Origin of the sequence: Paraburkholderia strydomiana (assembly GCF_031456815.1) — a bacterium.
GTDB classification, from domain to species: Bacteria; Pseudomonadota; Gammaproteobacteria; order Burkholderiales; family Burkholderiaceae; genus Paraburkholderia; species Paraburkholderia caledonica.
Genome location: NZ_JAVDVL010000010.1, coordinates 290,184 through 309,903, shown reverse-complemented (window position 1 = coordinate 309,903; position 19,720 = coordinate 290,184). Strand labels below are relative to the sequence as shown.

Annotated in this window: 18 protein-coding genes and 1 pseudogene; 5 read left to right on the top strand and 14 right to left on the bottom strand. The window is 59.7% G+C overall.

Features of this window, described 5'->3' with window-relative positions:
• Positions 1-139: 139 nt before the first annotated feature.
• The 8 genes and pseudogenes from istB to J2W46_RS25415 all read right to left on the bottom strand — a co-directional run bounded on the left by istB (position 140) and on the right by J2W46_RS25415 (position 9,427).
• Entirely contained in the window at positions 140-955 is an 816-nt protein-coding gene (istB, locus tag J2W46_RS25450) for an IS21-like element helper ATPase IstB (protein ID WP_374726865.1), read from the bottom strand.
• Positions 939-2,456 carry an IS21 family transposase gene (gene istA, locus J2W46_RS25445; protein ID WP_310357253.1) on the bottom strand — a complete coding sequence of 506 codons (1,518 nt, stop codon included), beginning with the start codon at positions 2,454-2,456 and terminating at the stop codon, positions 939-941. The genes istB and istA overlap by 17 nt, the downstream gene beginning before the upstream one ends.
• Positions 2,457-2,564: 108 nt before the next feature.
• Positions 2,565-3,284, bottom strand: a pseudogene (locus J2W46_RS25440) (amidohydrolase); the annotation flags it as partial.
• Between the two features lie 66 nt (positions 3,285-3,350).
• Positions 3,351-4,808, bottom strand: coding sequence for an aldehyde dehydrogenase family protein (locus J2W46_RS25435; RefSeq protein WP_310357251.1), 1,458 nt, complete (start codon positions 4,806-4,808; stop codon positions 3,351-3,353).
• 78 nt (positions 4,809-4,886) lie between these two features.
• Positions 4,887-6,212: an NAD(P)/FAD-dependent oxidoreductase gene (locus J2W46_RS25430; protein WP_310357248.1), complete on the bottom strand. Its 1,326-nt coding sequence runs from the start codon at positions 6,210-6,212 to the stop codon at positions 4,887-4,889.
• 951 nt (positions 6,213-7,163) lie between these two features.
• Positions 7,164-7,619, bottom strand: coding sequence for a PaaI family thioesterase (locus J2W46_RS25425; protein WP_288825014.1), 456 nt, complete (start codon positions 7,617-7,619; stop codon positions 7,164-7,166).
• Positions 7,616-8,209 (bottom strand): TetR/AcrR family transcriptional regulator, encoded by a 594-nt coding sequence (locus tag J2W46_RS25420; RefSeq protein ID WP_027805172.1) that lies wholly within the window; start codon positions 8,207-8,209, stop codon positions 7,616-7,618. Before J2W46_RS25420 ends, J2W46_RS25425 begins: the two co-directional genes overlap by 4 nt.
• A 273-nt stretch (positions 8,210-8,482) precedes the next feature.
• On the bottom strand, positions 8,483-9,427 hold the full coding sequence (locus J2W46_RS25415; RefSeq protein ID WP_310357244.1) for a LysR family transcriptional regulator: 945 nt from the start codon (positions 9,425-9,427) through the stop codon (positions 8,483-8,485).
• Between the two features lie 92 nt (positions 9,428-9,519).
• Between J2W46_RS25415 and J2W46_RS25410 the strand changes: the two genes are divergently transcribed.
• Together J2W46_RS25410 and J2W46_RS25405 are read left to right on the top strand one after the other, a co-directional pair.
• Complete coding sequence (locus tag J2W46_RS25410) at positions 9,520-10,509, top strand: DMT family transporter (RefSeq protein WP_310357242.1); 990 nt, start codon at positions 9,520-9,522, stop codon at positions 10,507-10,509.
• 145 nt (positions 10,510-10,654) lie between these two features.
• A complete protein-coding gene (locus J2W46_RS25405; RefSeq protein WP_310357240.1) occupies positions 10,655-11,131 on the top strand; it encodes a YbaK/EbsC family protein in 477 nt (158 codons plus the stop codon).
• Between the two features lie 164 nt (positions 11,132-11,295).
• On the opposite strand, the gene J2W46_RS25400 is transcribed toward J2W46_RS25405, so the two are convergent.
• From J2W46_RS25400 to J2W46_RS25390, 3 genes are all read right to left on the bottom strand, one after another.
• A complete protein-coding gene (locus J2W46_RS25400; RefSeq protein ID WP_310357238.1) occupies positions 11,296-12,735 on the bottom strand; it encodes an MFS transporter in 1,440 nt (479 codons plus the stop codon).
• 75 nt (positions 12,736-12,810) lie between these two features.
• Positions 12,811-14,769, bottom strand: a complete 1,959-nt coding sequence (locus J2W46_RS25395) for an aconitase family protein (protein WP_310357236.1) — start codon at positions 14,767-14,769, stop codon at positions 12,811-12,813.
• A 93-nt stretch (positions 14,770-14,862) separates the two neighbouring features.
• Positions 14,863-15,762 (bottom strand): LysR substrate-binding domain-containing protein, encoded by a 900-nt coding sequence (locus J2W46_RS25390; protein ID WP_310357271.1) that lies wholly within the window; start codon positions 15,760-15,762, stop codon positions 14,863-14,865.
• Between the two features lie 234 nt (positions 15,763-15,996).
• On the opposite strand from J2W46_RS25390, the gene J2W46_RS25385 reads away from it, so the two are divergent.
• Together J2W46_RS25385 and J2W46_RS25380 are read left to right on the top strand one after the other, a co-directional pair.
• Positions 15,997-16,959 carry an SOS response-associated peptidase family protein gene (locus J2W46_RS25385; protein WP_310357233.1) on the top strand — a complete coding sequence of 321 codons (963 nt, stop codon included), beginning with the start codon at positions 15,997-15,999 and terminating at the stop codon, positions 16,957-16,959.
• 104 nt (positions 16,960-17,063) lie between these two features.
• Complete coding sequence (locus J2W46_RS25380; RefSeq protein WP_087750301.1) at positions 17,064-17,336, top strand: hypothetical protein; 273 nt, start codon at positions 17,064-17,066, stop codon at positions 17,334-17,336.
• A gap of 146 nt (positions 17,337-17,482) precedes the next feature.
• Here J2W46_RS25380 and J2W46_RS25375 read toward each other — a convergent pair whose 3' ends face one another.
• Complete coding sequence (locus tag J2W46_RS25375; RefSeq protein WP_020070081.1) at positions 17,483-17,935, bottom strand: DUF3597 domain-containing protein; 453 nt, start codon at positions 17,933-17,935, stop codon at positions 17,483-17,485.
• A 99-nt stretch (positions 17,936-18,034) separates the two neighbouring features.
• Here J2W46_RS25375 and J2W46_RS25370 point away from each other — a divergent pair, with 99 nt between their 5' ends.
• The gene (locus J2W46_RS25370) at positions 18,035-18,469 is read left to right on the top strand and encodes a DUF883 family protein (protein WP_310357230.1); all 435 of its coding nucleotides are present in this window, start codon (positions 18,035-18,037) and stop codon (positions 18,467-18,469) included.
• A gap of 91 nt (positions 18,470-18,560) precedes the next feature.
• On the opposite strand, the gene J2W46_RS25365 is transcribed toward J2W46_RS25370, so the two are convergent.
• Complete coding sequence (locus tag J2W46_RS25365; protein ID WP_131319404.1) at positions 18,561-19,034, bottom strand: PRC-barrel domain-containing protein; 474 nt, start codon at positions 19,032-19,034, stop codon at positions 18,561-18,563.
• Positions 19,035-19,181: 147 nt separating this feature from the next.
• The gene (gene crcB / locus J2W46_RS25360; RefSeq protein ID WP_020070084.1) at positions 19,182-19,562 is read right to left on the bottom strand and encodes a fluoride efflux transporter CrcB; all 381 of its coding nucleotides are present in this window, start codon (positions 19,560-19,562) and stop codon (positions 19,182-19,184) included.
• Between the last annotated feature and the right edge of the window lie 158 nt (positions 19,563-19,720).

The following is a 19,720-nucleotide window of genomic DNA, read 5'->3' as shown; positions in this document are numbered from 1 at the left end:
CCCGAGCTTCAGGTACAGCTCGACCGCGCGAACGCGGTCTTCGTATGAATACATGGACTACCTCCAAAGTAGTCCAGGATTTTGTCCGCATCCCCACTTTTTGCATCTAAAATTGACCCACCCCTGATGCGCAGAGACATCAATCTGGTGCGTCGATTTCCTCCTCTTTTTGTCGTTTAGGTGAGCTTTTACGGGTTGCAGCCCGCGAAGCGGGCTGCCCCGCCGTGCTGTTTTTGAAGCGCCAGGAATCGTTACCTGTTTCGACTATATGGCAGTGGTGTGTGAGTCGGTCAAGAAGCGCTGTCGTCATCTTTGCGTCGCCGAATACGTTCGACCATTCGGTGAAGCTTAGATTGGTCGTAACGAGAACGCTTGTACGCTCATAAAGTTTCGAGAGCAGATGGAACAGCAGTGCGCCGCCCGTTTGTGTGAATGGAAGATAGCCGAGTTCGTCCAGAACAATGGCGTCGACATACATCAGGCGATTCGCGAGTTGCCCGGGTTTGCCGACGGCCTTTTCGGCCTCAAGCTGGTTCACAAGCTCGACAGTAGTAAAAAACCGAACTCGTTTCCCGTGGTTTTGTATTGCCTCGATACCAATGGACGTCGCGAGGTGCGTTTTGCCCGTGCCAGGTCCACCGATAAACACGACGTTCTGCGCGGACTCACAGAATCGAACGGTATGCAGTTCTCGCACGAGCGTTTCATCGACGCTCGCCTGCTCGAAGTCGAAGCCGGCGAGGTCGCGGTGTGCAGGGAAACGTGCGGCGGCCATCTGGTAGTTGATTGACCGAACCTGTCGCTCAGCCGTCTCTGCCTTCAGCAGCATCTGCATGAACTTCTCCGGTTCAAAGTCGCTGTGTCGTGCCTGTGCTACCAGCTCGGGCCACGCCTGCGCCATTCCGTGGAGTTTTAACGATTTGAGAAGTGCGGCGGTTTCATTCGACATGACCATCCTCCTCGTTACGCGTAACCCGAAGCCGCTCATAGCGGTAGACGTCGGCAAGCGGTTCGACCTTGAGCGTGATTGCCGTTCTCACGGCGTCACCTGAACGCGCCGATGGACTCTTCAGCCGGGCAAGAATGTTCAGGACGTGGTCTCCGCTCGGACGCCCGGACTCGAGAGCAAGCTCGACGGCAACCAGCACGGCCTCCAGGCCATGAACGGGAGTGGCTGCGAGGACCTGGACCATCACGCGGTCACCACCGGTTTGCTTCAGCAGGTGTCTTTGCAGACGAAGCATCGGTTCTGGCATGGTCAGGAACGGCGCGCCGTTTCTCAAGGAGCCGGGCTTACGCTCCACCAAAGCGATGTAGTGCCGCCAGTCGTAGAAGGTCTGGTAGCGGTCAAAGCTGCGGGGATGGCGGGCAATCTCGACGCCGTCCGCGACCAGACTGATGTAGGTCGGATAGCAGCGCAGGCTTACGATGTGATGCGCATACTCCGTCGGCACGCTGTAACGGTTCCGGTCGAGATGCACCAGACTCGTCGGCGAGACGCGCACAGGTTTCTCAATGTAGCCGTCGAACGGCTTCGGAACCTGCATCAGTCGTGGACGCTCGTCCGCCAGGGCGTCTTCCACACTAAGTTCGGGCCATTGTGGATGTCTCAGCTGCTTCCAGGCTTGTTGGCATCGTTCGGCCAGCCATATGTTCAGGACCTCAAGCGATTCCCATCGGATACCGATTGCATCGTGCCAAATCTGGCGACGTCGGTCCTGAACGTTCTTCTCGACGATGCCTTTTTCCCAACCGGCAGCCCGGTTGCAGAACTCAGGCTCGAACAGGTAGTGGCCGCACATCGCATGGAAGCGCGCGTTGATAGCTCGTTCCTTACCCGGGCCAACTTTATCGACGGCGGTTTTCATATTGTCATAGATGCCGCGCCGGGGAACGCCGCCTAACGCGACGAATGCTCGTGCGTGGGCGTCGAACAGCATCTCGTGGCTTTGGGTTGGATAAGCCACAAGCCAGAAGGCACGACTCGCGGCGAGTTTTATGTGGGCGACCTCTACGCGTCGCCTGAGTCCGCCAATGAAGACATATTCGCAGCTCCAGTCGAACTGGAATGCTTCGCCATATTCGAAGGCGAGCGGCACAAAGGCGCCACGTTGCGCCCCCGCATCGCGCTCCTTCTTCCAGTTGCGCACGAAGGCGCACACTCGGTCGTAGCTGCCGTCGTAGCCAGCCGCTCGTAAATCCTCGTACATCTGCGTCGCTGAGCGCCGTTCCCGTCTTGTACGTCGCAAATCGGCGACCAGCCAAAGTCGCAGTTGCTCCGACCACGGGTCGACGACGCTGTTGCTGACGCGTTTGGCGAATTTCGGCTCGCTCGCCGACGGCTCGCGCAACCATCGTCGAATCGTGTTTCTCGAAAGCCCCGTCTTTCTTGCAATATCCCGAAGCGGGACGCCGTCGCGGAAATGCATCCGCCGAATCTTGGCCAACATGCTCACGGTTATCACTCCGTTCTCCTGCTTGGCGTCCAAGCAGGCAGTTGAACATGTGGGTCAATTTTCGATGCAAATTTTTAGCGGAAGTGGGTCAGTTTTATGCGCGTATCAACACACGGAGATCACGGCGGGATCGACCGGGTCCTTGTGTCGCGCAGCGATGGTCTGACAGTGCAGCACCATCGAGCAAGCCAGCGGAATAGGATCGAGGCCGAGATGCGGTTGCGCCGCATGAGCGCCCTTGCCGGTGACTGTGATCCTGAAGCGCGAACCCGCCGCCATGATCGGGCCCACCCGCAAGCCGAAATGTCCACCCGGCAAACTCGGCCAATTGTGCATGCCGAACACTGCCTCGGTGGGATATTGCTCGAACAGACCGTCGTCGATCATCTTTCGCGCGCCCGCGCCGCCTTCTTCTCCCGGCTGGAACACGAAATGAACGCTGCCTGGTAGTTGCGGCATGCCTTTCAGAATGCGCGCGGCGCCGAGCAGCATCACCGTGTGGCCGTCGTGCCCGCACGCGTGCATGATTCCGTGAGTGCAGGACGCGTGCGTGAAATCGTTGGCTTCCTGGATGGGCAACGCATCCATGTCCGCACGAAGCACGATGCCCCAATGCGGATTCGCGCCCGGCAAGCTTGCCACGACGCCTGTTCCGCCCAGTCCGCGCGATACCGTATAACCAAGTTCCTCAAGCTCACGCGCGACGACATCCGCGGTCCCGTGTTCTTCAAAGCGCAACTCGGGATGCGCGTGAAGGTCGCGTCGCAACTTTGCCCAATGCGGATGATGCGCGGTTAGCGATGTTTCGGGAATATCGGTGGCTTCCATTCTCGGCACCTTTCTAAAGCAGGCAGCTTCCAGTCGGCGACATCACCGCGTGACGTCTTGCGATGGTTAATCGTAGTACCCGAGGATCGACTTCACCTCCATGTACTCTTCCATTCCTTCGATCCCGTACTCGCGACCGTTTCCGGATTGCTTGTACCCGCCGAATGGAGCCTGCGGGTCCCACGCCGGATAGTTCAGATGCACCTGGCCTGACTCGATGCGCGCGGCGACCCGACGCATCAGCGTTTTGTCCGTGCCCTGCACATGTGCGCCGAGTCCGTACACGGTGTCGTTCGCGATGGCGATCGCTTCTTCTACCGTGTCATACGCGAGGATCGCGAGGACCGGCCCGAAGATCTCCTGCTGGGCAATCGGCATGTCCGTGCGTACATCCGAGAAGATTGTCGGGCGCGCATAGAAGCCTTGGCTCAAGCCGACGGGTCTGCCTGCGCCGCCCACGATCAGCTTCGTGCCGTCGTCCACGCCCGCTTCGATCATCTGCTGCACCCGGTTGAACTGTGCGCGATTCGCGAGTGGACCATGAGTCGTCGTCTCGGCGAACGGATCGCCGACGATCATCTGTTTCGTCGCCGCCACGGCGAGTTCATCCACCTGGGCCATGACGCTGCGTGGGACGATCAGGCGCGTCGGCGCGCTGCATGACTGCCCCATGTTGCGAAACGCAGCCGCTACGCCGAGCGTGACCGCACGCGGCAGATCGGCGTCAGGCAGCACGATGTTAGGCGACTTGCCACCCAGTTCCTGCGCAACGCGCTTGACCGTCGGCGCGGCCGCCTGGGCGACCAGCACGCCGGCTCGCGTCGAACCGGTGATCGACACCATATCGACTTGCGGATGGGCCGACAGCGCCGTCCCCACTTCCGGCCCCGTGCCGCTCACGAGATTGAACACGCCCGCTGGAATGCCCGCTTCGGCGACGACCTCGGCGAACAGCAGGGCGCTCAGCGGCGACAACTCGCTGGGCTTCAGGATAACGGTGCAGCCGGCAGCCAGTGCCGGCCCGACTTTCGCGGTGATCTGATAGATCGGCCAGTTCCACGGCGTGATGAGCGCGCACACACCGATCGGCTCGCGGGCGATGGCGGTGGTGCCACGCTGGGCGACGAACGGATAAGTTGCGAGGTTGTCGCGTGCGACGCGGATATGTTCGGCCGCGAGCGGCACATGGGCACTGCGCGCATAGTTGATCGGCGCGCCCATTTCCATCGACAGGGCAAGCGCAAACAGTTCGGCTCGTTCGAGGAAGAGGGCATGAACGCGGTCGAGCAGCGCGGCGCGCTCTTTGGGCGAAGTCGCGGACCAGCTCGCGAACGCTTTGCGCGCGGCTTGCACCGCGCGGTCCACGTCGCCGGCGTTCCCTAACGGGATGTCGCAAAGCGTCTCTTCGGTGGAAGGGCAGACCACGGCGGCGCGTTCCGTGCCGATAGGCGCGACCCATTCGCCGTCGATAAAGAAGCGGTCCAGATGGCCAGCCTGCATCAGATGAAGCACAGGGGATTTCATTGCTGCTTGTCCTTGCGTCGATACCGTGCGCTCGTAGCAGGCGAAAGCGCACGGATAGAAGTCGAAACGAAACCGTTGTCAGAAGTCGGCGACCTTGCCCCACGCCGATTTGTCGAAGCGTTCGGGACGGTAAGGCTCGGGATCGACGATCGGCGTCGCGCCTGTGACCATATCCGCCACGAGATGACCGCATCCAGGCCCGATTCCGAAGCCGTGGCCACTGAGGCCAGCGGCCAGCACGAAGCCGGGCAGCGACTGCGTTTCGCCGATGGCGGGGATGCCGTCAGGCGTCATGTCGATATAGCCGGCCCAGGAGGCCGTCACGCGTGCTTCGCCAATCACTGGACACAGATCGATGGCACGCCGGCGAATTTCCGTGAGTGTGGCTTCATCGGCGCTGGGGTCCAGCACGCGCATTTTTTCCATCGGCGTCGCCTGATCGAGCCGCCAGCGGTTCAGGCCTTCATGGCCCGAGCGCACGCCTTCCAGACCGCCGGGACTGAGGCTCTGCCAGCGACGCGCGAACATCGGCAGAAAGTCCTTCGCATAGCGAAGTTTTTGCAACGTGGGATCGAACTTTGCCAATCCGCTGATGGCGAGCGAATAGGTTTCGTCGCCGCGACGCGTGATCGTGATGCTTTTCGTGTGCAGCGCATCCGGCAACGTGCCGCGCGGCAGCGAGACCGACGCGACCGACGAGCGAATGGTCGCCTGGGGCAGGCGGATGCCGAGTTGCCGGCAAAACGTCGAGGCCCATGCGCCGCCCGACAGCACCGCGATCTTCGTGCGGATCACGCCGTGCTCGGTCACGACACCGCTGACCCTGCCGCCCTCTGTTTCGATGCCTCGTGCCGCGCAATTCTGATGGACGGTGCCGCCTAGCTTGATGATGCTGCGTGCCACGGCCGGAGCGGCGTTGGCCGGGTCGGCCGTGCCGTCGGTCGGCGCGAACACGCCGCCTTTCCAGTTGCGTCCGGTTGCGGCCGCCCGCTCGTTGGCCTGTTTGCTGCCGAGCACTTCGGTTCTGACGCCGGCCGTGCGGGCGAATTCGCACCAGCGCGTCCATCCGCCGAGTTCGTCGTCGTCGTTGCTGAGATACAGCAGACCGCCGCGGCGAAAGCCGGCGGATTCCCCGGATTCGTCTTCGAACTGCTGCCACAGTCGCAGACTTTCGGTCGCAATCGGCAATTCTCGCGCATCGCGGTTCTGCTGGCGGCACCAGCCCCAGTTCCGGCTGGATTGCTCGCCGCCTACGATGCCTTTTTCGATCAGCGCGACTTTGACGCCACGCTTCGCGAGAAACCATGCAGTGAATACGCCGACAATGCCCGCGCCTATCACGACGACGTCGGCGCTATCGGGCAGCGCCGGGCTGGTATGAATGCGGGTCAACGGTACGCGCATCTATGAAAGTTCCTTCGTGAGTCGCGTGTCGGGTAAATGTCTGTCGGCGAGCTTGCCAGTTGCAACGCCCAGAACATCGCCTGGCTAACGAACCTGTACGACCGGTAGACCGGATCGGGTGCGCCTTGATGCGCGGCGGCGGGCACGTTGTGCACCATCTTCAACGTGGTGTCGACGCAGCACCATGTTTTCGCCCCTCTTCAGCAACGCGGACATCATCGACTTTCGTTCAAGGTCCGAAGCGCGCGTCGCGAGTTCAGGAAGCGGAGGGATATCGGCGGCAGTCGCATGACGCGTCCACTCACCGTCGGGCAGCTCGACAGGCCAAGGCGGTCGAAGTCGAACAGAGTTAACGGCGTCGTTGCCGATGTGGCAACGCATCCTCGTGCAGCCTGTACCATCTGTGTGTCCTGGATCAATCAGCCGTCGACCTGCCAGTGTCGAGATGCTTGCTGCCGGCTCGAAGAGCCCACGGATCATCAAGACTTCAAGCGCGCTGTACGGGCCGGGCCGGTAGAGTCTTTATGGTACGTGGGCAATGTCACTCTGCGACGCTCGAAAAATATTTCAAAAGAGTATGAACACTGCGTTTGGCGTGCCTTGCGCAGCATTTTATGTGGCGCACTCATCGACTTGACTCGCTGGAGCGGCGAGTCGCGATCCGTAGAAACGCGGCCAGGCTTCGATCGCGTCGCCTGGCGTGACTGTCTGATGGGTTTGATAGGTCTGATGCCGCGTTCCGGTCGAACACGCAGATTTGTAGAATGCTCAGCCGCGCTCAGACTGGATGCAAGGCGCAGCAACGCAATCGCGGGCCTACGGGTGGGGCGCAATTGATAATTGCCAGCAACCGGTTGCGCAACAGGGCCGTAAGCTGTTCAACCCTTCGCAGTGGGTGTCTGGCTCGATACCGCCTGCAATTCGCCGGTTTTAGTTCGCAGGCGGCATTGTTCACGTTAGCTTGTCGATCACGAGCAACGTCGAAGTGGCCGACGCATATAACTTTCCGGTGCTGTCCTTTAGCGTGGCCTCGGCGAACGCCGCGCGGCGGCCAATGCTGATCACCCGGCCTTCCGCCCGAAGCGTGCCGGTCTCATGCGTTATCGCTTTATGGTACGAAACCTTGAGTTCCAGCGTTGTATAGGCTTGCGTTGGCGATAGACGGGAATGGGCGGCGCAGCCGCATGCGGAGTCGAGCAGTGTGGCTGCATATCCGCCATGGACCGTACCGATAGGGTTATAAGCTCGGAGTGACGGTACGCTTTCGAAAGCTGCGAAGCCTTCCGACGCTTCGACCAGCGTGAAGTCCAAGGTATCACCGATCGGTGGCCGTCCCCCTGATTGCATTAATTTGTGTAGCTGCTCCAAGCCGGAGAGATTGGGTGGTAGCTGTTCGACAAGGTTCATTTGCAAGACTCCAGATGGAAGCGTCGTTTAAGCGCTGTCTTCGCGCGCATCAATATTTTGTCGGAGCGCGTTTGATCTGGCTCCCCTCTGGCAAGCATTAGCGCGCCAACCATCTCGCACAATAGCGACTCCGCGTTCGGGTTCGCCTCTGCGTCTCCAAGCTCCGACAAAAGCCCTGCAAGCCGCTTTCGCAGCCGTGTCGTTCCCTCTGCAAAGGCCGCGCGTGCTTCAGGGGATACCCTCGTCATTTCAGAAACTAACGCAGCAACCGGACAACCAACCGGAATTGCGTCCCGGTGCGCGCGCGACAGATAAAAGCGGATGTAATGCCAAAGGCCTTGCGCAGGCGATCGACCGGATACTTGATGGAGAAAGTGAGCTTCACTCTCTTCAAACATCGTGGCAATGGCAGCAGTCACAAGCTCGTCTTTCGAACGAAAGTGAGCATAAAAGCCACCATGAGTCAGTCCGGCGCCCTCCATAACCCGCGCAACAGCAATCTGCTGTGGCCCGTGAGCCCGAATTGCATCCGCGGCTACCTTCAGCAGCTTTTGACGCGTTTCGTCTTTGTGTGTAGCGCCATATCGCATTGACCGGTCCCGCCCATAGTATGATCACCATCATATAAAGAAACGTGTTCAATCACAACGCTTCTCGCCGCGACAGTTTTCGCGAGAGCTGGCACCGCCGTCAGGCGGCGAGTCGTCCGTTCGCTCTGCGACTCGCGCCAGGCAGGTTTAGTTTTGCTGGCCGACTTTGACGGCTGACGTTAACAGACGCGAAGACGAATGCGAAGACACATGCGAAGACGAATGCGACTGACAATGCGGGCATCCACAGTGCGAAAACGGGTCGGTCCGCGCTCATAACGTAAAAAACGCCGCATCCTCTCGTAGCCTCGGGACGATTCGTCTCTCAGCCCACTCCAACCACGCCCGGGTCCTGGCATCCATGAAGTGCCTGGAAGGCAGGAGTGCATATATTCCAATGTCCGGCGACCGCCACGCCGGTAACACCCGGCGGAGCCGGCCATCGCGGATTGCGTCTATGACCGAGAAAAGCGGAAGGAGCGTTATTCCGGCGCTCCTCACGGCAACATCGAGCAGCAATTCTGGCGTGTCCGCCACCAGCGGCCCTTGCGGGGAAAACTCCTGCACCGGGCCTTGCCCGTCTGTCAGTCGCCATTCAGGAGTGATGGAAGGATTAATCAGACGCAGGCATGAGTGCTCGCTCAATGCGGCGGGTGTCGTAGGCTCGCCGAAGCGTTGCAGATATTCGGGCGACGCGCACACCACCGCGAATGTCGTTCCCAGTCGACGCGCCACCAATCCCGAGTCAGTCAGCGACTCCGCCAGATAAAAGCTCACGTCTACACCGCGGGCGAGCAGGTCGGGAAAGTACTGCGAAGTACTGTAGTTGACGATGACTTCGGGGTAACTCGCACAGAAATCGGCGAGCGCAGGCGCGACATAGTGGTGGCCGAAACTGGTCATGCATTGCACGCGCAGCCGGCCAGACGGAGTGGATGCCGTCCCAGAGGCCTTCGCTTCGGCTTCGTCCATAAGCGCAACGATCTCGCGACAACGCTCGGCGTATTCGGCGCCAGCATCGGTGAGTATCCGATGGCGGGTCGAGCGCTGAAGCAGCTTGACGTCGAGCCGCTTCTCCAGGTCTGACACGAGCCGCGAAACCTGCGCCGTAGTGAGATCCATCTGCTCGGCCGCGGCAGTGAAACTGCCGCTATCGACCACACGCAGGAACGCGCGAATCGCATGGAAGAGGCCTGTCTGTAGGAGGTCTTTGCGCATTCCGTAAATATACTTTGTTCGACGGTCTATTGTTACTGAAGTTGTAGCGTCTCACAATCGGGCCACTAAATTGCAACCGCGGAGAACCTCCCATGAAACCCGATGTGCGTGCTCCGGTGAGCAGTAGCGGCCGGCTTGCAGGCTTGCTGATTCTCGTTTTGCCTCCGCTGTTGTGGGCCGGAAACTTCGTGGTCGGCAGGCTCGCACGTAACGACGTGCCACCTATGACGCTGGCCTTCGGCAGGCATCTCATCGCGCTGGTGTGTCTCCTGCCGTTTGGGTGGGCCGCGATGAAGCGCGACATGAGTCGGTATTGGGCGCTTCGCTGGCGACTCGTGCGCGTATCCCTCGCAGGTATGGTTGCCTTCAATCTTCTCGTCTATGTAGGGCTGCATTCGACGACGGCATCAAATGCGCAGTTGATGAACTCTGCCATTCCGGTACTGATCATCTTGATCGGTGCTGCATTTTTCGGGCAAAGGCTGACCGCCGTCCAGAGCTTCGGACTCGTTCTATCCTGCCTCGGCGTTTTGACCATCATCTCGCACGGCGACACTGCGCGACTGTTAGCGCTTCAGTTTTCCCGTGGCGACCTGTTCGTCTTCGGCGCGATGGTGGCGTTCGCTCTCTTCTCGGTCTGGCTGCGTTCTTTTCCGGCGGACATGGACCGTCTCGGGCTACTTGGCGCGCAACTCGTCATCGCGGTAGTGGTGCTCTTTCCGCTGTTCATGTGGGAGTACATCGCGGGGGAACGTGCAACCTGGAACAGCGCGTCTCTTGGAGAACTCATGTACGTAGGGCTCGCACCATCCCTGATCGCCAACCTCCTGTATATGTTTGGCATTGCACGCGTAGGCCCAGCTCGGGCGGGGCTCTTCATTCACCTGATTCCGCTCTACGGCGCGTCGATGTCAATCGTGTTTCTGGGCGAGACGCTGCACGTTTATCACGCGATCGGCATGGCCGCGATCGTCGTTGGGCTGGCCTGCTCACGTAGCAAAGACAGACCGGTATCCCGGTCTGCCGATGAGAACGAGGGCGATCGCTATAGCAAGCGTCGTCGGGTACAAACGGTTGGATGAGTCTCCTACGCTTTGACCACTTTATGGATCGCCCTCACGGGTATTATCCGCCGTCAGTACGCCTTGGCAGCTTGATGAACCGTCTTAAAGCGTAGGCCGATCCAGGCCACATCAACTTCACAATGTCATATCAGCGAGTCCGAACATGAGTTTGCAATCCGTCCGTACATTTCTTTCACAGCATGCTCCCGACCTCGAAATTCTGGAAAAGCAGACGAGCACCGCCACTGTCGCGGAAGCCGCCAATGCCCACGGCGTGTCGCCGGGGCAGATCGCGAAGACGCTGTCTTTGTGGCTGAAGGACGAGGTCATCCTGCTGGTGCTTGGAGGTGACGCGAAGATTGACAACCGCAAGTTCAAGGACCAGTTCAAAGGCAAGGCCAGGATGCTCAACGCCGAGGAGGTGGTTGAATGGACCAGTCACCCGGTGGGCGGGGTGTGTCCGTTCGGACTGCCGCGCGAAATGAAAGTCTTTGCGGATGTGACGTTGAAGAAGTTCGATGTCGTGTTGCCTGCAGCGGGCGCGACGAACGCCGCACTCCGCATCGCGCCCCAGCGCCTTATCGAACTGGTTGGGGCAGAGTGGGTCGATGTCGCTCAGGCTCAAACCCTGGCCGTATGACGGACTGTTTTCTTCCCGTCCGTCAGCGAGGCGAAATCGACATGACTTCCGCTCGTCCGACGGCGCGGCCGCGGCTGAAGTTATCGCCTCCGCGGCGTCATACAATCGTTCGTCCCCACTGTAGTCTGTGCCGCCGCCTCGAGTCAGGCGCCTCTGCAAAAAGTTCAGCGAGAAATGTCCTCCAGCGACTTTCCAAGCGTCCGAGGCCCCATCAGTCCGATTGCGAGGATAACCAGCATCATCGCGCCGGCGATGAAGACGAACACGCCAGTCACGCCGAAGTCCTTCAGCATGAATGCAATGATGAACGAGCTGAACACCGCGGATGCACGACTCCATGAATAAACGAAGCCTACCGCCCGTGCGCGAATCGTCGTGGGGTACAGCTCCTGCTGGTAGGCATGGTAGGTGAAGGATATGATGTTGCCCGCCAGCGTTAGACAAACGCCCAGCATCACGATCGCCACGGCGGACGTTGTTTGGCTAAAGAGAAGTCCGGCCACAATGTTGAGCGCCGCCATGCAAACAATGACGTGCTTTCGCTCGAAGCGGTCAGCAATGAGATAGCCGAGCAAAGGTCCCAGAGGCGCCGCCAACCCGATGACTGTCGTGTAGAGCAGGCTCGACGTCACGGTGATTCCCTGCTTCACGAGCAGCGTGGGTACCCAGTTAGCAAAACCGTAAAAGCCGACCGTCTGGAATATGTGAAAGACGATCAGCATGACGGTTCGCTTGCGGTACGGCGCCTTCCACATATCAGAAAAGCCGCCTTTGATTGCGATCGGCTCGGACGGTCCTGGCGGAGGAAGAGGCCTTCCGTATTGGCTTTCAACTTGCGCTTCGAGTCGGGAGAGCACGGCGTCGGCCTCTGCGAATCGCTGCTTGCTGGCGAGCCAACGCGGGCTTTCCGGCAGGTTTCGACGGAAATACCATACGAACGCCGCACTGATGCCGCCAATCAATACGACCCACCGCCAACCGTCCAATCCCAGATAGGATTTCGGTACGAGCAGGTAAGACAGGAAGGCTACGACCGGGACCGCGGAAAAGCCGATTGCCTGGCAGACTGCAAACGCACGCCCGCGCATATGCTTCGGTGCGAGCTCGGACATGTAAGTGCCAATGGTGATGAGTTCGACGCCGATACCAAGACCGGAAACGAAGCGCCAGAAGTTCAGTCCTGTCGCTGTATCCTGGAAGGCCATTACCGTATTGGCCGCTACGTACCAGAGCAATGAATACGTGAAGATTGCACGCCGGCCAAAACGGTCAGCGAGGAATCCGCAGGCGATGGTTCCGACGAACAGACCGCTAAAGAGAGATGCGATAAAGCTGGCGACACCCGACGTTCCGAAAAGCCCGTGCGTCGTCGCAGTGAGAATTCCTCCCTTCACGAGACCAGGTGCGATGTACCCGGTGAAGAGCAAATCGTACAGTTCGAAGAAGAAGCCGAGGCTAAGCAACACGATCAGTTTCCAGACGCTCCGCGTGGCGGGAAGTCGGTCAAGACGTGCAGATATTGCGGCTTTATCGACGAGCGAATTCGCACCGGGCACGCTGGCTTCTTTGGCGCCTAAGGGTGAAGCGCCTTCCATAGTGGTCATGGTTGTCTCCGTCTAGTATTTGCTTTTGATGCTGCCGTGCAAAAGTCAGCTAACGACAGCTATTAACAGCAATCTTCACTGGCGTTGCTCCTTGAGCTCGGCGAAGGAGACGATCCTGCCGGCCAGTGCGCTTGCCACGACAGTTGGTGGGCTGGCGAGCCAGACCTTTCCTGGCCCAGAACGACCCGAGAAATTCCGGTTGATTGCGCTGATGGTGACCTGCGACGCATCAGTGGATGCGCCAGGACCGCAGTTGGCGCATGCGCCGCATGAGGGCTGAAGCAGAACTGCGCCAACGCGTTCGAAAGCATCGAGATATCCGCGCTCGATGCAGTAGTCCCGCACGTCTGACGTGCCGAACTGTAGAAACAATTTCACGTGTTCAGGGACTCGGATTCCCCGGTCGGCAGCCCAGGCGAGTACCTCATGATAATGGTCGAAATCTTCGCGCTTGCCGGCAGTACATGAGCCGCCGTACGCAATATCAATCTGCGGCCTGTCACTCAACTGATCCAGCGCGATGCCGTTTCCAGGGTCTCCGGGTGCCGCAAGCATAGGGGAGAGCAGAGTGCAGTCGATCTCAATGGTGGCTGCGTAGGGAGCGCCGTCGTCACTTCGCATCCAAGGCTCGATTTCAAAGTTCACACCGCGACGTTCCTTCAGAAACCGGACCGTCTCTTGATCGGGAGCGACGATGCCTGTGAAACCGCCAAGCTCTGCGGTCATGTTGGTGAGCGTCGTGCGCTCGTCGGTGGTTAGCTGCGACATGGCCGAGCCAGCAAACTCGAACACCTTGCCGACGCCCGCGCCGGCACGGATGCGGGGGTCCGCAAGAAGATGGAGCGTTAAGTCTTTAGCCGTCACCCCGGACGGAATCGGTCCGCGGAAATCGATTCGCAGCGATTCGGGAACGGTCATCCGTACCGCGCCGGTGATGAACGCATTGGACATGTCCGTCGTACCAACCCCAAATGCAACGCAGCCGAGCGCTCCGCTATGCGGTGTGTGCGAATCGGTGCCTACCACCAGTTGGCCTGGCAGCGCGTACCTCTCCGCCATCATTGCGTGCGAAATGCCTTCCGAACCTTCGCTAATGCCACTGCCGTTTTCGCTGAGGTAGCCATGATTGCGTAGACCATAATCGCGGGCGAAAGCACGGTGCGCTTCAGACAGCGCGCGCACATCCGGAAGTAGCCCGTTGCGGATGTGCAGCTCGCTTTTGTGCGAGTAGGACAGGTGGTCCTCGAACATCAAGATCGTCTCAGGCGAATGCAGTTTCAGTGGGCGACCGAACGTAGCATGCAGCATGTGACTCGCCATGCCGGTGTAGTACTCGTGAATGAAACGCCAGTCCGCGCGGACGAAGGCTCCTTCTCCAGGGTTCTGTGAGTCCCCCGTGGCCTCGGTTTCCAACGCGTGCCTCTCGATGATCTTTTGAGCGAGCGTGCGTGGGCGGCCGTCGCGGGCCTGAGTGGTCGTCCTGACGTGCTGCATGTGCGCAGCGCCGTACCGCAGAAGGCCCCCGCTGCGGAGAATCGCTGACGCAAGCGCGTCGCGAGATGCGACCAGTTCGTCGATGTCGATTTCTTCACCACGCTCTATACGTTCGAGCAGTCCAAAATCTGTCGACGTGAAGAGTCCTACGTTGTCGGCATTTTGCCGGTAAATGCGCTCGAAGCTTCTAGCGATAACAAGCCGGATGCCCGCACGATATTCCGCTACCGGGCTGTGCTCGCGAGACGACCCCTTGCCGTACCGGTTGCCGGCGACCGTCACACAAAAGCCTCCGGCGCGAACAGCGTCCAGACCAATGGGCGTGCGTTCACCTGCTCTGAACCCAACATACGGAACACGCGCAAGCCGCTCGTCGAAGCGGGTGAGCACGCTCATTGGTGTGATTTCATCGGTCGACACGTCGTCTCTCAGCGTGCCGGCCGTGGTCTCGGTCAGATCTTCGCCGCTTAACTGTCGGTCGATGATGTCCGGGTCTGCGGAAAGAAAAAGCACCCGGCCATCCAGCTTCAAAATCGGCATGTCTAGTCTCCTTGCGGGAAATCTAGACTGTCTTCGGCACCGGGACGAAGTGCTGGAATCGCAGGGGGGGCATTACCAATCACGACGTCCGCATTAACCCTGGTGGCTATGTGAACTTAGATGAAATATCAAGGCCGCCACGGCTTTGCGGCGCGCTGACCTTTTGACGGCATGCACCCGCAGCGTCCTGCTCGCCGCCCACGGCGCGTCGAGCGGGTGACGAATGAAGTTTCCCGACCCGGCGAACGCCGAAGCCGCGCTGGTCGGCACGATGCCAATGCCTAAGCCAGCCTCTATCATCCGGCACTGGGCGTCAAAGCTATTGACCGTAACCGATACTTGGAGCGGCTTTCCCATGGCTGCCGCGCGCTCGCGCAATTCCTGGTCGAGCGTTCCGCCGGCCTGCAGTGCAACGAGTGAGAAGTTCAACACGTCACTAAAGGTCGGGGCGGTCACCGATGCGAGTTCGTGCTGCCGTGGAACGACAACCAGCAAGGGGTCGTCTGCAAAGTGCCAGGAGTCGAGGCTGTCCGGCGCGACAACTGCCGACGAGATTCCCACATCTGCGCGGCCGTCCACACATGCGCGCAGTACGTCGCTGCTGATCTGCTCGATGAGAGCAATCTCGACCAGCGGATACGCCGCCTTGAAAGTGGTCAGTAGTTCAGGGAGAAACCCGACGATGGCGGACGCATTTGCATACAGCCGGACGGTTCCCGAGACTTGACCTGCCAGCGAATGTACCTCGCCCACCAATGACTGCAACTGGTCGTTCAGTGCGCGGGCCCGCGAAAAAATGTGGGCACCGGCCTCCGTCAGCTCGACACCGGACGGCGAACGGGTCAGTAAAAGCGCACCAAGCGAGGTCTCCAGGTCAGCAATCCGCCGGCTGATAGCCGACGACGATATGTGACCTCGTGCGGCCGCTCGGGCTATCGAACCTTCCTCCACCACCGCAACAAAAAGTTCAAGACTGTATGGGTCAATGCGCACGGATACTGTTCTCAGCAGAATGGCGACTACCAGGCATTGAGCGCCATGAGACATGCTGAAGACCTCTTCGCAATAGCAGGCCAAGGCTGGTCGCGCCGAATCGTCGAACTTGCGATTATCCGCCCATCTTGCCGCCGCGCACCAACAAAGCCAACAAAGCCAACAAAGCAGGTCATGCGGATCGCAAAGTCAAAGCCGGCTCGCATATCATGACCACATCAAACTGGAGGCACCATGTGCTACTCGGCTCAAGTCGTGGCGGACTATCGAAAATTCGTGCGTACCTTTGGCGCAATCATCGACATCCACGAGTTTGCGCGTTTGTTTTTTGAACGAACGGAGGGCATCGGCAAAGCGAAGATACCCAAAGCCATGGAAGACGCCTTTGCCGATCCGCAGGACGAAGCAACGCGTGAGATCAACGCTCTGATAGCGCGCTTCACGTCGGCGCAGGTGACGAAGCTGGAACAGGTTCTTTTCAAACAGCGCACACGGCTTGCAGACGCCGAACGCACGCTGCAGACGAAGGTCACCAAAGCCGCAACGGAAAGTCAGCGCATTGCCACCGACAAAATTGCATGGGTCAAGGGAAAACTTGAAGACCTGCAGCGAACCGCATTACAGCCGCGGGACTCGCGCATCTTTCCCGGTAACTACGCGCCGGTCATGGTGATGGAAGGTGGGCAACGGGTCGTCAAGCCTATGCGGTATCAATGCCGCATTGCTGGAAAACCTGCGTCGTACGATACGAAGTATCCCGGAACATACAATGCGCGCCGGGATAGCCTTGAAGGTTTCTGGGCTCCGTGCTTTGGGTACACGCATGCCGTCCTGCTTGTCGAAGTTTTCTATGAGAACGTCAGCCGGGCGAAGTACGAAGGCACGTTACTGGAAACTCACGAGCGGGACGAGAACGTCGTGCTGGAGTTTCGTCCGGGCAACGGGGAATTGATGCATGTCGCCTGCCTGTGGTCGCGGTGGTCCGCACCGGGCGAGCCGGACCTGCTGTCGTTTGCGGCGATAACAGACGAGCCGCCACCGGAAGTCGCGGCGACCGGTCACGACCGCTGCATCATTCCTATCAAGCCGGAAAACGTAGATGCATGGCTCAACCCAAACCCGAACAATCTGGAGGCAATGTACGCAATTCTCGATGACAGGGACCGGCCGTACTATGAACATAGGTTGGCGGCATAGCGGTGATGCGCCCAATTGTCCCTGCTTGGAGTCGCCATCAACCAGCCCGGACCGATGCGGCGTCACTTGCGCCAGATGGCTCGAACAACCGGAAGGAGACTTGCATGATACGAAAAATGCTCAATGCGTCGCAGCTTCAGCAGGAGGTCAACCGGCGACTCCATCGGCTGCCGGAAATCGTCGAAGACGGCGTCAAGATTCGCGTGCCGCGACCGCAGTTGCAGGAGGCGGACAAGACAGGCTGCAACTGGACGATGACCAATTTCGGCAACGCGATCGGCTTTGAGCGCGACATCGAGAGCGTGCTAAAAGCCGTGCGCGCCGAATACAACCTCAGTACTGAAGTGAAAGACACGGGCAACCCGTTCGGAGACTGACCGCGAAACGCTTAAAGCGCCACCATCGTGCACGCCGCCTGGAAGATGCTGTCGACAAGGCGCTGGCGCTCGGGTCTCTTCAGTCTACGAGGCTCGACGAGGAAGCCGCGCGCCTTGCCACGGCCAGATTGCTGCGTGTGACCGGCTTAGTTCTTCAGATCGTCGGGCACCTTGCCACCGTTTTCAGCGAGCTTCGTCATCACCTGCTTGTGCAGCCAGATGTTCATCGAAGCTGAATCTTCCGTATTGCCTGTGTAGTGCAACTCGGATGCGAGTTCCTTGCGGGCCGCGAGACTGCTGTCGAGTCCAAGCAGCTTCAGCAGATCGACAATGGACGTACGCCAGTTCAATGTTTCGCCGCTGCTTTCCTGCATTTTTATCAGTACCGCTTCGACGTCGACCGTCGGCATAGGGGTAACGGGAGGCTGTGAATTACCGGCGGCGGCAGTGGAAGGTGTTGCTGGCGTTCCAGCCGGCGCAGTTGCGCTGCCCGGTGCCGCCGTCGCCGCGGCTGCCGGTCCGGCGGTGCCGCCCGAGCCCGTGTTCGCCGGATGATCATGCGGGAAGATCTTGTTGAGGATCGTCGAAAAAATGCTCATTTATCGCTCCTGGTTCGCGCCGGTCACTGCGGCCGGCGTATGGGGCGCGCAACGCTCGTGCCTGTGCGGACTTACTGACCTCACGAGCAAGCCTGTGTCATGTCACTCGTCATACTTCTGATTTGCATTGGTGCAGTGATTTACATCGCCATCCTAATTAATAACGTCGGTTCGAACGGGACTTTATTGGAAGCACTCGGCGAGGCACGCGGTTTGCTGAACCTTGTCCACTTAACGGAGACAGGGAGGGTTCAAATGGCCGAGTCTACTCAAGCCACCAGTTCGGGTTCCGCCGATGCATCGCGCGACGACAGCCTCGCGTCAAGGCCGAACGGCAGCGACGAACTGCGTGCCCGCAGCGCACAGAAACTTTCCGAATTGAAGGACAGACTTGCCGACGCGCAGGACGTTGTCAAAACGAAATACCGCGTCGTGTCTGAATCTACAGACGACTTCGTTCACGACAGTCCGTGGAAAGCGGTAACGATGGCGTTGATCGGCGGCCTGATCATCGGAATGCTGGCGGCTCGATAACGCGCGTTACGAAACGCGCCCCATGTCACCGCAGTACAACGCGGTGACATGGGCACTCAGAGGTCAGCTACGGCTTGAGCGCTGGCTCGCGTCAGTGCTCACTGGGCCGGATGGCAGGGTCTTCTTCGACGACTTCGCGGGTCGCCGTCCAGTACGGCTGCCGGTTGTAGTAGCTATAGGTCGATTCGCCCCAGGTCGAATCTGCCATTGACGGCCAGTGGTCGGGGTCGAAGCCCGGGTCGTCCTTCAGACGTTGCGCCGTGATATCGACAAAGAAGCACTTCTGGTCGGTATCGAGAGTCAGCGCGCTCCATGGAATGGCGTGCAGATTCGCTCCCATGCCGAGGAACCCGCCTTCGGATAGCACCGCGTACGCGATGCGTCCATTGCGGACGTCCAGCATGATGTCGGAAATCTTGCCGACATGCTCACCATCCGACGACATCACCTTCGTGCCGTCGAGCGTGGCCGCAGCCATGACGTCGGGCCCCGGACCTTCGCCGATACCGCCGCCGACAATTTTCGCTCCGCCGCTAGAGGCGCCTTGCGGATTGATTGAGCCCATCTTTCACCTCCTTTATGGAAAGGGTGCGCTTTGAAACGTGCAAGCGGTGTGCCCGCTGCGGCTGCGCAAACTGCGGCCACCAGCAGCGGCAGAGCCAGTCCCATGAACAGATGGAAGAGATAAGGAGTGGGCCGTGGCTAGCGTTACTTAACGCGACAGCAGCGTAACCGTGGCAATGCCGAGAATGGTCATGACAAGCGACGCGCCCACATGTATCGCGACTTCGCCGGCGGCCCAGCCGAGGCGGCCGTCCTGCAGGTGCTGCACCACTTCGGCCGAGAAGGTGGAGAAGGTGGACAGTCCGCCCATCATTCCGGTGATCACGAAAAGCCGCCACTCGGGCGCAATCTGCGGCGCGCGCGCGAAGCCCGCGACGGCCACGCCGATGATGTAGCCTGCGATCACATTTGACGCGAAGGTGCCGAGCGGCAACGACGGAAAGAGCGCATTCAGACGCAGGCCGAGAAACCAGCGAAATAACGAGCCAAGTGCGCCGCCGACGGCGACCGCGAGTATCGACCAATACATGAGAGTGCCAGGCGAAACGTGGGATTCGACAAACCGGGCGGAGCGTACGCAATGTCGAGTCGGCTCTGTTCCGGGGAAGCAGGCATCGTTCGGAAGGGGGCCACGATCGGCATGCCGTGCCGAGCGCATCGCAACCCTTTCGAGTGTTCAGTCTGCAG

Bases quoted from the DNA above. Each gene is read 5' to 3' on its own strand.
- istB (WP_374726865.1), bottom strand. From the start codon at position 955: ATGGTCATGTCGAATGAAACCGCCGCACTTCTCAAATCGTTAAAACTC.
- J2W46_RS25435 (WP_310357251.1), bottom strand. From the start codon at position 4,808: ATGAAATCCCCTGTGCTTCATCTGATGCAGGCTGGCCATCTGGACCGC.
- J2W46_RS25430 (WP_310357248.1), bottom strand. From the start codon at position 6,212: ATGCGCGTACCGTTGACCCGCATTCATACCAGCCCGGCGCTGCCCGAT.
- J2W46_RS25425 (WP_288825014.1), bottom strand. From the start codon at position 7,619: ATGAACCTTGTCGAACAGCTACCACCCAATCTCTCCGGCTTGGAGCAG.
- J2W46_RS25420 (WP_027805172.1), bottom strand. From the start codon at position 8,209: ATGCGATATGGCGCTACACACAAAGACGAAACGCGTCAAAAGCTGCTG.
- J2W46_RS25415 (WP_310357244.1), bottom strand. From the start codon at position 9,427: ATGCGCAAAGACCTCCTACAGACAGGCCTCTTCCATGCGATTCGCGCG.
- J2W46_RS25410 (WP_310357242.1), top strand. From the start codon at position 9,520: ATGAAACCCGATGTGCGTGCTCCGGTGAGCAGTAGCGGCCGGCTTGCA.
- J2W46_RS25405 (WP_310357240.1), top strand. From the start codon at position 10,655: ATGAGTTTGCAATCCGTCCGTACATTTCTTTCACAGCATGCTCCCGAC.
- J2W46_RS25400 (WP_310357238.1), bottom strand. From the start codon at position 12,735: ATGACCACTATGGAAGGCGCTTCACCCTTAGGCGCCAAAGAAGCCAGC.
- J2W46_RS25395 (WP_310357236.1), bottom strand. From the start codon at position 14,769: ATGCCGATTTTGAAGCTGGATGGCCGGGTGCTTTTTCTTTCCGCAGAC.
- J2W46_RS25385 (WP_310357233.1), top strand. From the start codon at position 15,997: ATGTGCTACTCGGCTCAAGTCGTGGCGGACTATCGAAAATTCGTGCGT.
- J2W46_RS25380 (WP_087750301.1), top strand. From the start codon at position 17,064: ATGATACGAAAAATGCTCAATGCGTCGCAGCTTCAGCAGGAGGTCAAC.
- J2W46_RS25375 (WP_020070081.1), bottom strand. From the start codon at position 17,935: ATGAGCATTTTTTCGACGATCCTCAACAAGATCTTCCCGCATGATCAT.
- J2W46_RS25370 (WP_310357230.1), top strand. From the start codon at position 18,035: ATGTCACTCGTCATACTTCTGATTTGCATTGGTGCAGTGATTTACATC.
- J2W46_RS25365 (WP_131319404.1), bottom strand. From the start codon at position 19,034: ATGGGCTCAATCAATCCGCAAGGCGCCTCTAGCGGCGGAGCGAAAATT.
- crcB (WP_020070084.1), bottom strand. From the start codon at position 19,562: ATGTATTGGTCGATACTCGCGGTCGCCGTCGGCGGCGCACTTGGCTCG.